This is a genomic window from Streptomyces sp. NPDC056128, from assembly GCF_042263835.1.
Classification (GTDB): domain Bacteria; phylum Actinomycetota; class Actinomycetes; order Streptomycetales; family Streptomycetaceae; genus Streptomyces.
Genome location: NZ_JBHJVQ010000052.1, coordinates 22,531 through 34,245, shown reverse-complemented (window position 1 = coordinate 34,245; position 11,715 = coordinate 22,531). Strand labels below are relative to the sequence as shown.

Genomic DNA, 11,715 nt, shown 5'->3' with positions numbered 1-11,715 from the left:
GGTCCGGCGGTCCGGCGGTCCGGCGGTCCGGCGGTCCGGCGGTCCGGCGGTCCGGCGGTCCGGCGGGGACAGGGTCTGCCGCGTTCACCCGCGGGGCCCACGCGCCGCGGGCAGGCCCCCGTGTCCAGGGCCCTGGCTGCGGGCCCGCACCGGCCCCGGAGCCGTCGGCGGGGGGGCGGTGGGGCTGGCGGGCTGGCGGGCTGGCGGGCTGGCGGGCTGGCGGGCTGGCGGGCTGGCGGGCTGGCGGGCTGGCGGGCTGGCGGGGACAGGGTCTGCCGCGTTCGCCCGCGGGGCCCACCCGCCGCCGGGCCCACGCGCCACGGGCAGGCCCCCGTGCCCAGGGCCCTGGACACGGGCCCGCTGGACCCAGAGCCGTCGGCCGGGGCGGCGGGGCCGGCGGTCCGGCGGGGGCAGGTCTGCCGCGTTCGCCCCCACGCGCCGCAAGACACACGCGCCGCGGGCAGGCCCCGTCTCCAGGGCCCCGGCCGCGCGCCCGCACCGGCCCCGGGGCCCCCGCCGACACAAGGTGCGCCGCCGACACCGGGCCGCCGCCGACACCGGGGGCGCCGGCCGCTCGACCAGGCCCCCGGGCCCGCAGGGCCTACCATGGACCACCGTGTCGCCCTCCTCCTCCGCTACCGGCCCCGGGTCCACCCCGATAGCCGGGGCCGATCCGTTGTCCCTGTGTGCTCGTGAGCCGCATGTGCCCGCCGACCACCTGGTCGCCGAGATGGTGCCGCCCCCGCGGTTCGACTCGGTCCGGTTCGGGACCTATGTGCCGGACCCGAACCAGCCCAGCCAGCACGAGGCCGTACGGGTCCTGGAGGAGTTCGCGGGCGGGCTGGACGAGGCGTCCGGCGCGGGTGCCGGGCGGCGCGGGTTCTTCGGGTTCGGGCGGAGCAAGGCGCCGAAGGCCCCGGCCGGCCCGCGCGGCGTCTACCTCGACGGCGGCTACGGCGTCGGCAAGACCCACCTGCTGGCCTCCCTGTGGCACGCCACCCCCGCCGACCCCTCCCGCAAGGCCTTCGGCACCTTCGTCGAGCTGACCAACCTCGTCGGCGCCCTCGGCTTCCAGCAGACCGTGCGGACCCTCTCCGGGCACCGCCTCCTGTGCATCGACGAATTCGAGCTGGACGACCCCGGCGACACCGTCCTCGTCTCCAGCCTGCTCGCCCGGCTCGTCGAGGCCGGCGTGGCACTCGCCGCCACCTCCAACACGCTGCCCGGCAAACTCGGCGAGGGCCGCTTCGCGGCGGTGGACTTCCTGCGCGAGATCCAGGGCCTGTCCGCCCACTTCCGCGCCCTGCGCATCGACGGCGAGGACTACCGCCACCGCGGCCTGCCCGAGGCCCCGGCCCCGCACTCCGACGAGCAGGTCACCCGGGCGGCGCGAGCCACCGCGGGCGCCTCGCTCGACGACTTCGGCGCGCTCCTCGACCACCTCGCCCGCGTCCACCCCAGCCGCTACGGCGCCCTGACCGACGGCCTCGCGGCGGTGTGCCTCACCGGGGTGCGCCCGGTCCCGGACCAGTCGACGGCGCTGCGCCTGGTCGTGCTCGCGGACCGGCTCTACGACCGCGAGGTGCCCGTCCTGGCCTCCGGACTGCCCTTCGACCAACTCTTCGGCGAGGACATGCTGAAGGGCGGCTACCGCAAGAAGTACTTCCGGGCGATCTCCCGCCTCACCGCGCTGGCCCGGGACGCCGCGCCCCTGGTCGACGGCCCCGACGCGCCCTGAGAACGGCCGCTTCGCGCCAACCGACCCGCGATTTTCAGGCTCTCTTCAGCTCGTAACGCTACGTTAACCCTGCAAAGCTCATTGCAGGGTTAACGTGTTTCTTGACCACGCATTGACCGTGCGTTGACCAAGCGATGACCGTGCACCGACCCTGCACCGGCACACATCGAAGGCGTGAAATGCCTGGAGGGGGGCGCATGTTCCGAGGCACGACGGCGCGGACGCGGATTCCGTTCCCCGCCGCCGTCCTGGTCGCGCTCCTGCTCTTCGCTCCGACCGCGTCCTTCGCATTCGCGCATACGAGCCGTGATGCCATGGCCAACGCCCACCCCGGAACCACCCTCTCCGGCACGGCGCCGTACGACGAGCGGGCCGGCTGTCACAACAGCGGCGGCTCCGCGAACGCCCACGATGCCGCTCGCGTCCGCGACCGGCACCGCACCACCACCGCGCCCCCGCCCGAGCCACCCGAGCGCCCGCTCGCGTGGGCCGAGGGGGCCGCGCCCGGGCTCCACGCCGACCACCGGTCCAGATCCTCGACGGACCACTCCCCGGCGGCACTTCAGGTCTTCCGCTGCTGAGGGACGGCCGGCCCATCCCCCACCTCTGTCCTGCCCATCCGACGCGCCCCCACTGCGCGCCAGGAGGAATCCCGCATCATGCAACCCCTCATCGACAACGCCCGTACGTTCGGACAGCGCCCTGAGGAGTTCGCCGGGCACGCCGAAGGCCAGTCGCCCGAAGTACTGTTCATCACCTGCTCCGACTCCCGGGTCGTCCCGGCCCTGATCACGGGCGCCCGGCCCGGCCGGCTCTTCGAGCTGCGCACCGCGGGCAACATCGTCCCGCCGCACGGCAGCGGCCACCCCTCCGGCGAGGCCGCCACCATCGAGTACGCCGTGGCGGTGCTCGGCGTCAGCGACATCGTGGTCTGCGGCCACTCGCACTGCGGCGCCGTCGGCGCGCTGGTGCGCGGGGACGACCTGAGCGCCGTACCCGCCGTGCGCGACTGGCTGGCGTACGCCGCCGACGAGCCGAAGCCCTGCGACCCCGCCGACCCGACCGTCGCCGAGGCCGTGCAGCACCACGTCCTGGCGCAACTGGAGCGGCTGCGCTCCTACCCCTGCGTGGAACGGCGTCTGACGGAGGGCCAACTGCGGCTGCACGGCTGGTACTACGAGGTCCACACCGGGGCCGTACGCCAACACCGCGCGGACACCGACGCGTTCGAGACCCTGTGAGCGCCGGCATGAACTGGATAGCCAAGTTCCCGCACTGGCGGCAGGACCTCACCTCCTCGCTCGTCGTGTTCCTGGTCGCGCTCCCGCTGTGCGTGGGCGTGGCCGTCGCCTCCGGTGTCCCGGCCGAACTCGGCCTTGTCACCGGCATCGTGGGCGGCCTGGTCACCGGACTCCTGCCGGGCAGCAGCCTCCAGGTGTCCGGTCCGGCCGCCGGCCTGACCGTGCTGGTCTTCGCCGCGGTCGACGAGTACGGGCTGCCCGCGCTCGGTGTGATCGTGCTGGCCTCCGGTCTGATCCAGCTCGCGATGGGCGCCCTGAAGCTGGGGCGCTGGTTCCGGGCGATCTCCCTGTCGGTGGTCGAGGGCATGCTGGCCGGCATCGGCCTGGTGCTCATCGCCGGCCAGCTCTACGCGGCCGCCGGACTGGAGGCACCCGCCTCCGGCCTGGACAAGCTCACCGGGCTGCCCGGTGCCGCCGCCGACGCGCTGGGCAGCACCGAGGCGCTCACCTCGCTCGCCCTGGGCGCCGGCACCGTCGCGGTCATGGTGCTGTGGAAGCGGCTGCCGAAGCGGGCGCAGACCCTGCCGGGCGCGCTGGCCGCGGTCGTCCTGGCCACGTCGGTCACGGCGGTGTTCGGCCTGTCGGTCGCGACCGTCGAGGTCAACGGCCTGCTGGACTCCATCCAGCCGCCCGGCGCCGACGCCTTCGGCGAGCTGGCGAACGTCGGGCTCCTCGGCACCATCGTCGCCTTCACCCTGATCGCGTCGGCGGAGAGCCTGTTCAGCGCCGCCGCGGTGGACCGGCTGCACAAGGGGCCGCGCACCGAGTACAACAAGGAGCTGATGGCGCAGGGCGCCGGCAACACGGTGTGCGGTGTGCTCGGCGCGCTGCCGATGACGGCGGTCATCGTGCGCAGCTCCGCCAATGTGAGCGCCGGCGCGAAGACCAAGGCGTCCCGGGTGCTGCACGGCGTGTGGCTGCTGCTGTTCGCCGCGCTGCTGCCGTCCGCGCTGGCCCTGATCCCGCTGCCCGCGCTGGCCGGCATCCTGGTGCACGCGGGCTGGAAGCTGATCCCGTTCCGCGGCATCGTGCCGCTGTGGCGGGAGCACCGGGGCGAGGCGCTGATCCTGGTGGTCACGGCCGTGTCGATCGTCGCGGTGAACATGTTCGAGGGCGTGCTGATCGGCCTGGCCCTGTCCGTGGTCAAGACCGCCTGGGAGGCGTCGCACCTCAAGCTGGAGATCGTCGACAAGGGCGCGGGACCCGTCCAGGCCCACCTGTCGGGCAACGCGACCTTCCTGCGGCTGCCGAAGATCCTGGAGAGCCTGGAGTCGCTGCCGCAGGACCGCCCGGTCGAGCTGGACCTGTCCGGCCTGCACCACCTGGACCACGCCTGCCGCACGGCCCTGGAGAACTGGGCCGAACGGCACAGCGCCACCGGCACGGACCCGGTGACGGTCACGGAACCGCCGAAGGCGCTCTCGGTATAGCGGCACACCCCGGTCCGGGGCCATGGCCCCGGACCGGGCGTCGGGAATATCGTGGCAGGAGCAGATGAACCGGACCTCTGGGCGAGGAGGCCGTCATGCTCGAGGAGCTCCTGACCGCGGCCGCGGCCGTCGGCAGCGCCGGGGTGGTGTACGTCGCCTCGGCCGCGCGGGTCGTCAAGCAGTACGAGCGGGGGGTGGTCTTCCGCCTCGGGCGGCTCGCGGGCGAGGTGCGCGAACCCGGGTTCACGATGGTGGTGCCGGTCGTGGACCGGCTGCACAAGGTGAACATGCAGATCGTCACCATGCCGGTGCCCGCCCAGGAGGGCATCACCCGCGACAACGTCACCGTGCGCGTGGACGCCGTCGTCTACTTCAAGGTGATCGACGCGGCCAACGCGCTGGTCCGGGTCGAGGACTACCGCTTCGCCGTCTCCCAGATGGCCCAGACCTCCCTGCGCTCGATCATCGGCAAGAGCGAGCTGGACGACCTGCTGTCCAACCGGGAGAAGCTGAACCAGGGCCTGGAGCTGATGATCGACAGCCCGGCCGTGGGGTGGGGCGTGCAGGTCGACCGGGTCGAGATCAAGGACGTCTCCCTGCCGGACACCATGAAGCGCTCGATGGCCCGGCAGGCCGAGGCCGACCGGGAGCGCCGGGCCCGGGTCATCAACGCCGACGCCGAGCTGCAGGCATCGAAGGTGCTCGCGGAGGCGGCGCGGGAGATGTCCGAGACACCAGCGGCGCTGCAACTGCGCCTGTTGCAGACGGTGGTGGCGGTGGCCGCCGAGAAGAACTCGACCCTCGTACTGCCCTTCCCGGTGGAGCTGCTGCGGTTCCTGGAGAAGGCCCAGGAGCGCCCTGTGGAGCAGTGACACGTTCTACGCGCGTGGTTCCCGGGACTCCTGGCAGGTGATAGACACGGCTGGTCACAATCCTGTCCGCCAGCAGGAAGGTTTCCCCATGTCTTCCCCCATGCCCATGTCCGGCCACGAGACGACCCGCCGCCAGGTGCTCGCCCGCACCGGAGCCCTGGGCGCAGGCATCGCCTTCACCGGAGCCCTCTCCGAACTCTTCGCCGGCACCGCCGCGGCCCAGTCCCTCGGCCACACCGGCTACGGCCCCCTGGTGCCCGACCCCGACGGCCTGCTCGACCTGCCCCGGGGCTTCCGCTACCGGGTGCTGTCCCGCGAGGGCGACCGGCTGCGCTCCGGCGAGGGCCCGGTGCCCTCCAACCACGACGGCATGTCCGCCTTCCCTGCCCGGCACGGCGGGGTCCACCTGGTCCGCAACCACGAGAACCGCGAGGACGGCCGCGTCCCGGTCCCGACGGTCAAGGGCCTGACCTACGACCCCGAGGGCAAGGGCGGCTGTACGGCGCTGACGCTGGACTCCCGCAACCGCGTGCTGTCCGAGCGGGTCGCGATCGCCGGTACGGCCGTCAACTGCGCGGGCGGGCCCACCCCCTGGCACACCTGGCTGACCTGCGAGGAGACCGAGGACAAGGCCGGCACCAACGGCTACACCAAGGACCACGGCTTCATCTTCGAGGTCGACCCGGTCGATCCCCACCGCACCGGCGCGGTGCCGCTGACCGCGATGGGCCGCTTCCAGCACGAGGCGATCGCCGTGGACCCACGGCGCGGCGTCGTGTACGAGACGGAGGACGCGTTCGAGCGGCCGTTCGGACTGTTCTACCGGTTCCTGCCCGAGAAGCCGCTCGGCGGCCGGGGTTCACTGCGGGCGGGCGGCAGGCTCCAGGCGATGCGGGTGCCCGGCGTGCCCGACCTGTCCTCGATCCAGGAGACGGGCGCCTGCTTCGACGGCATCGAGTGGGTGGACGTACCCGACCCGCTGGCCGCCGAGACGCCCATCCGCTTCCAGGACTTCGGCCGCGGCGGCATCACCCACGCGCAGAAGCTGGAGGGCTGCTACTGGGGCGGGCGGTGCGTGTACTTCGTGTCGTCCTTCGCCCACAGCGACGAGGGCTCGGCCGCCGACCACTACGGGCAGATCTGGCGCTACGACCCCGGACGGCGCCGCCTGACCCTGGTGATCGTCTTCGGCCCGGAAACCGACCTGCAGCTGCCGGGCGAGTCCCCGGACAACATCTGCCTGGCTCCCAGCGGCGGCCTCATGGTCTGCGAGGACGGCGAGGGCGCCCAGCACGTGTTCGGGGTGACCCGGCGCGGCGAGGTGTACGCGATGGCCCGCGGCGCCCAGAACATCGGGACGCCGGACGAACCGGAGTGGGGCGAGTTCGCCGGGGTCACCTTCTCCCCCGACGGCGACACGATGTACGTCAACTGCTACACACCCGGCACCACCTTCGCGGTCACGGGTCCCTGGCGCAGGTAGGCCCGGGAGGGTGACCCTCGGGGCACGTCACGCCTCATAGTCGTACAAACCGAAGAGCACACTCATACGTTCGTACGGTGATCACTCTCGTACGTCGTGCCGCCGCCCTCTGCGTGCTGGGCGCCGCCCTCGCCGCCTGCGGAACCTCCGAGTCCCCGCGGGCGCCGCGACCGGCGCCCAGCGCGCCCTCCGCCGCTCCGTCGAAGCCCTCACGGCCGCCGACGCTCGCGCCCGGCCCGGCCGGTCTGACCCCTGTCTTCGAGCACGGGGCGCGTACCGCCGGCAAGACGGTCGCGCTCACCTTCGACGCCGACATGACCGCCGACCAGGGGCCCCGGGCGGCGTCGGGTGAGCACTTCGACAATCCCGGGCTGATCGCGACGCTGCGGCGGCTGAAGGTGCCGGCCACGGTGTTCATGACCGGCCGGTGGGCCGAGGAGTACCCGGACGCGGCCCGGTCCATCGGCCGGGACCCGCGGTTCGAGATCGCCAACCACTCCTACAGCCACTACGCCTACACCGACGACTGCTACGGACTGCCGACCGTGTCCCGGGACCGGATGCGCTCCGACCTGGAGCGGGCGTACACGGCGTTCCGGAAGGCCGGGGTCCGGGACGCGATGCCCTACTTCCGCTTTCCCGGCGGCTGCTACGACCAGGCGGCCCGCAAGGAGCTGACCGCCACCGGCGTCACCGCCGTGCAGTGGGACGTGGTGAGCGGGGACGCCTTCGCGACCGACGCCGACGCGGTGGCCCGGCAGGTGCTGGACGGGGTGCGGCCGGGGTCGGTGGTCGTCATGCACTGCACGCGCAGCGCCGCCCCGGTGACCGAGCGGGCGGTCCGGACGATCGTGCCCGAACTGCGCGACCGGGGCTACCGCTTCGTGAAGGTCTCGGAGCTGATCGGCACCGCGAACGGCCGCGCCTGACGGGCCTACGCTGGAGAGATGAACAGCGACGACGACCAGGGGCCGGACGACCAGGGGGCGAACGACTACTGTCTGATCGACGCCACCCGGCCGCCCAAGGCCGACGGCCCGCCCTACGCGGAGTGCGTGCTGTGCCGGGAACCGACGGAGTACCCGGAGTCGTACAAGGGCATCACGTACTGCCCGGTCTGCGAGTGGCAGGAGGCGCAGCGCACGGCCTGCTCAGGCTGACCGGCGCGAGCTGAGCGCACAGGCGACGGCGATCGCCGCGGCGGCCGCCAGCGACGCCCCGGCCAGCGGGAGCAGGGGCAGCGGTACGTCCCCCGACCGCGAGCCGGTGACCAGGCCGCCGACCGCCGCCCGCGCCGGGGAGCCCGTCGCCACCAGCGCCAGCAGGGCCCCGAGCAGCAGCGCCGGGACCGCGCGGCCGGGCGAGCGCAGCACCGGCCAGGCGGTGAGCGCGCCGACGGCGGTACCGAGCAGGGCGCACACCAGCGCGGCGAGCAGTCCGGCACCGCCCGCCGCGAGCGGGGGTACGCGTGTGCCGTGGCCGGTGCTGTAGGGGTCGCTGACCAGCGTCACGACGAGGACCGCCGCCGCGCCCAGGACGACCGCGGCGGCCAGCGCCACCAGCACGCACGCCAGGTGGGCCGGTCCGGGGCCGCGCGCCGCCGACAGACAGGCCCGGGCGGCGGGCGGCTCGCCGGTGACGCAGATCCGCACCAGCCAGGCCGCCACCGGCAGCAGCACGGCCGCCGCCCAGCCCAGCGAGTCGAGCACCGGCTGCCCGCCCTGTACGCCGATGGCGAGGGCGGCGGCGTACAGGATGAGGGGCGGGAGCCAGCGCCGGGAGCGCAGCAGGAGTGCGGCCTGGTAGCGCAGGAGCGCGGTCATCGGTGGTCCTCCGGGCCGCGCACGCTCACCACGTGCCAGGACGGGTCGGCGGTCAGCAGCGTGCGCAGCAGGACGTCGGAGTGGGACGCGGGCACCGTGAGCAGATGGGCGCCGGGGGCGGTCTCCTCGGCGGAGGCGACGATCCGGAGCACGTCGGCGGGCAGCGCGCGCCCGCCCGCTCCCCGCACCCGGACGGCCACCCGCGGCCCCGCCGGGACGGGGGCGTCCTCGGTACGGCGGTGCAGGGTGCCGTCGCGCACGGTGTAGGTGGCGTCGGCCGCGCCGGCCAGGCGGCGCGGGTCGTGGTCGACGAGGACGACGGCGCCGCCGGAGGCGGTCAGTTCGGCGACCGCCCGTTCCAGCTCGGCCCGGGCGTCGGCGTCGAGCCCGGTCCAGGCCTCGTCGAGGACGAGCAGCTCCGGCTCGGCGAGCAGGGCCTGCGCCACCGCCACCTTCTGGCTGCTCCCCTTGGACAACCGGGCCAGCGGTGTGCCGGCGTACCCGGCGGCCCCCAGCCGCTCCAGCCACCGCCCCGCGGCGCGGGCGGCCGCCCGGCGGGACAGCCCGTGCACGGCGCCGAGGTGGGTGAGGTACTGCCCGGCGGTGAAGGGCAGGGCGGGCGGGAAGCGCTCGGGGACGTAGGCGGTGCGCGGTCTGCCGCCGACCCGGCCCTCGTCGGGGGCGTCGATCCCGGCGAGTACGCGCAGCAGGGTCGACTTGCCGCTGCCGTTGCCGCCCTCGACGCGCACGACGGTGCCGGGCGGCACGCCCAGATCGACGCCGCGCAGCACCCAGGGGCCGCGGATGCCGTAGCGGCGCCCCACGCCGTCCAGCCGTAGCTCGTGTCGCATGGGGCCATCCTGTCGCGGGCGCGCGGGTTGGCAGACTGGGGGGCGTGAGCAACGAAGCGACGACGCCCGTCCCCGACAGCCCCTTCCGCCCCGAACCCGGCGACCGCGACCTCGCGCCGCAGTTCGTCCTGCCGCTGGTGGTACGCATCGAGCGGGCTTCACCGCCGGCCCGTACCGACGCGCTGGAGACCGCGGCCCGGGCGGTGCTGGTGATGCTCGGCGACGAGCGGTCGGCCGGCGACGGCGAGTGGGCGCAGGCGGTGCGGGACTGGCAGGACGCGCGGATCCGCAAGGTGGTGCGCCGGGCGCGCGGCGCCGAGTGGCGGCGGGCCGAGGCGCTGCCCGGCATCACGGTCGGCGGCGGGTCGGCGGAGGTCCGGGTCTTTCCGCCGGTCCCGCTGGACGGCTGGCCGAAGGACCTGGCCCGTCTCCAGGTCTCCGGCACCGATCTCGACGATCCGGAGCCGCCGGTCGAGGCCGACCTCTCGGCGCCGGTGCTCTGGATGAATCCCGACCTGGACATGTCGGCGGGCAAGGCCATGGCCCAAGCGGGCCACGGCGCCCAGCTCGCCTGGTGGGAGCTGGACGCCGGGGCGCGGGCGGCGTGGCGTGCGGCGGGCTACCCCCTGGCCGTGCGCACGCCGGATCCCGCCCGCTGGAGCGGCCTGCCCACGAGTGGCCTGCCGGTGGTCCGCGACGCCGGGTTCACGGAGATCGCGCCGGGCTCGTGCACGGTGGTCGCGGACCACCCGGCGCTGGCCCGTGCTACGACTCGATCTTGATCGAGTTGATCGGCGTGAGGTTCACGTAGCGGAGGTAGTCGGGCCGGAGGACCGTTCCGCAGCCCGTGCCGTTGCCGCCCGTGCACGTCCGCACGGTCCAGCCGTCGGTCTGGTTGTTGTAGACCCAGTGGTTCCCGTACTGGTTGTAGAGCTTGTGGACCCCTCGGGAGTAGTAGAAGTCGGTCGGCTCGGCGTCCGTGTAGTGAACGCCCCGCGGGTAGATGCACACGGCCCCGACCGGACATCCGTACTGGGAGTCCGCGGCCGGTGCCGCGGACGCCGCCCCCGTGCCGGCGCCCAGCAGTCCGGCCGTGAGGGCGACGGACGCGGCGCCGCCGGCGAGTGCGCGGTGGAAGAGCTTCATGGGATTCCCTCCGTTGCGGTTTCCTGCACCGGCAGGTTCCTGGCGCGGGCGCCGTTCGCGCACCACTGTTCGGGCCCAGCCAAATCGTCGCCGAGCAGCCGCAGACCGAGCGCGGTCACCGAGTGCAGGACGTACTTGCCGGCCCGGCGCGTGGTGAGCAGGCCCGCCTCCCGCAGCACCGCCAGCTGCTGGCTGCCGCTGGGCAGCGAGATGCCGACCGCAGCCGCCAGCTCGGACGTCGTGCCGCAGGCGCGTCCGGCCGCCTCGTGGAGGAGCGCGGCCCGGGTGGGGCCCACCAGGGCGGTGAGCGCGGCGAACTCGGTGACGGGCGCCGGGACGACCGTCTTGTCCGCCGGGTAGACCAGCACCGGCCGCTGGGAGGCGTCGACCAGGGTGATCGGCCGCCGCCAGCAGAAGTACGAGGGCACGAGCAGCAGCCCGCGCCCCTCCAGGCGCAGGTCGCGCCGGACCGGATAGTCCACTTCGAGCACCGGTGGCCGCCACACCGCCATCGGCCGGAAGGTGGCCAGCAGGGCGGCCGTCCCGCCGGTCACCAGGGCGCGGGTGCGCCAGGCGAGGTCGGCGCCGACGGCCGCCCCGATCCGGTCGCGCACCGGTTCGAGCAGCGCCTCGTCGTAGGCGCGCAGGCCGCCGCCCAGCCCCCCGAGCGCCGTCACGTCGCCCCGGGCCAGTGCCGCCGCGCCCGGGACCGGCCGCGCGCCCGACGCGGCCAGCAGGGCCAGCTCGTGCCGGAGCCGGCCGCGCGGGGTGGCGAGCACCCGTTCGACGCCGTCCCGCAGGGTCACGCGGTGGCCCTCGACGGGCGGGGTGAGGAAGTCCGGGAAGTACGCGCCGAACGGCACCAGGCCGCGCAGCGTCAGCGCGGCCCGCCGGGCCGTGCCGTCGCGCAGCAGCCGGGCCCTGACCTGCCGCCGCCACGGGTCGAAGGCGAGCGCGCCCTCCCGTGTCTGGAGGCGGCAGACGCTGCACACGATCTCCCACAGCGGATCGGGGCCGCGCGCCAGTCTGATGTTCTCCAGGTCCTGTCCGGTGAAGTGGATCCGCAGCAAG

13 protein-coding genes are annotated in these 11,715 nt (G+C 74.4%); 9 read left to right on the top strand and 4 right to left on the bottom strand.

Annotated features, from left to right (window positions below):
• Positions 1-676 precede the first annotated feature (676 nt).
• The 8 genes from zapE to ACFC1X_RS39880 all read left to right on the top strand — a co-directional run bounded on the left by zapE (position 677) and on the right by ACFC1X_RS39880 (position 7,984).
• Entirely contained in the window at positions 677-1,738 is a 1,062-nt protein-coding gene (gene zapE / locus ACFC1X_RS39915; RefSeq protein WP_376364406.1) for a cell division protein ZapE, read from the top strand.
• 197 nt (positions 1,739-1,935) lie between these two features.
• Entirely contained in the window at positions 1,936-2,319 is a 384-nt protein-coding gene (locus ACFC1X_RS39910) for a hypothetical protein (RefSeq protein WP_376364401.1), read from the top strand.
• Positions 2,320-2,397: 78 nt separating this feature from the next.
• Complete coding sequence (locus tag ACFC1X_RS39905) at positions 2,398-2,979, top strand: carbonic anhydrase (RefSeq protein WP_376364398.1); 582 nt, start codon at positions 2,398-2,400, stop codon at positions 2,977-2,979.
• A gap of 8 nt (positions 2,980-2,987) precedes the next feature.
• The gene (locus ACFC1X_RS39900) at positions 2,988-4,469 is read left to right on the top strand and encodes a SulP family inorganic anion transporter (protein WP_376364395.1); all 1,482 of its coding nucleotides are present in this window, start codon (positions 2,988-2,990) and stop codon (positions 4,467-4,469) included.
• Positions 4,470-4,564: 95 nt separating this feature from the next.
• A complete protein-coding gene (locus tag ACFC1X_RS39895) occupies positions 4,565-5,341 on the top strand; it encodes a slipin family protein (protein ID WP_376364392.1) in 777 nt (258 codons plus the stop codon).
• 88 nt (positions 5,342-5,429) lie between these two features.
• Complete coding sequence (locus ACFC1X_RS39890; protein WP_376364389.1) at positions 5,430-6,824, top strand: PhoX family protein; 1,395 nt, start codon at positions 5,430-5,432, stop codon at positions 6,822-6,824.
• A gap of 77 nt (positions 6,825-6,901) precedes the next feature.
• Positions 6,902-7,753, top strand: a complete 852-nt coding sequence (locus ACFC1X_RS39885) for a polysaccharide deacetylase family protein (protein ID WP_376364387.1) — start codon at positions 6,902-6,904, stop codon at positions 7,751-7,753.
• An 18-nt stretch (positions 7,754-7,771) separates the two neighbouring features.
• On the top strand, positions 7,772-7,984 hold the full coding sequence (locus tag ACFC1X_RS39880) for a hypothetical protein (RefSeq protein WP_376364384.1): 213 nt from the start codon (positions 7,772-7,774) through the stop codon (positions 7,982-7,984).
• Here the strand turns inward: ACFC1X_RS39880 and ACFC1X_RS39875 are convergent.
• Both ACFC1X_RS39875 and ACFC1X_RS39870 read right to left on the bottom strand, forming a co-directional pair.
• Complete coding sequence (locus ACFC1X_RS39875) at positions 7,976-8,647, bottom strand: ABC transporter (RefSeq protein ID WP_376364382.1); 672 nt, start codon at positions 8,645-8,647, stop codon at positions 7,976-7,978. The two genes, ACFC1X_RS39880 and ACFC1X_RS39875, sit on opposite strands and share 9 nt — an antisense overlap.
• Positions 8,644-9,498: an ATP-binding cassette domain-containing protein gene (locus tag ACFC1X_RS39870; protein ID WP_376364379.1), complete on the bottom strand. Its 855-nt coding sequence runs from the start codon at positions 9,496-9,498 to the stop codon at positions 8,644-8,646. The genes ACFC1X_RS39875 and ACFC1X_RS39870 overlap by 4 nt, the downstream gene beginning before the upstream one ends.
• Positions 9,499-9,542: 44 nt before the next feature.
• Here ACFC1X_RS39870 and ACFC1X_RS39865 point away from each other — a divergent pair, with 44 nt between their 5' ends.
• Positions 9,543-10,280: a peptidyl-tRNA hydrolase gene (locus ACFC1X_RS39865; protein ID WP_376364376.1), complete on the top strand. Its 738-nt coding sequence runs from the start codon at positions 9,543-9,545 to the stop codon at positions 10,278-10,280.
• Here the strand turns inward: ACFC1X_RS39865 and ACFC1X_RS39860 are convergent.
• Positions 10,264-10,644, bottom strand: coding sequence for a hypothetical protein (locus ACFC1X_RS39860; protein ID WP_376364373.1), 381 nt, complete (start codon positions 10,642-10,644; stop codon positions 10,264-10,266). The genes ACFC1X_RS39865 and ACFC1X_RS39860 overlap by 17 nt on opposite strands.
• Positions 10,641-11,714 carry an ArsR/SmtB family transcription factor gene (locus ACFC1X_RS39855; RefSeq protein WP_376364370.1) on the bottom strand — a complete coding sequence of 358 codons (1,074 nt, stop codon included), beginning with the start codon at positions 11,712-11,714 and terminating at the stop codon, positions 10,641-10,643. The genes ACFC1X_RS39860 and ACFC1X_RS39855 overlap by 4 nt, the downstream gene beginning before the upstream one ends.
• Position 11,715: the final 1 nt, after the last annotated feature.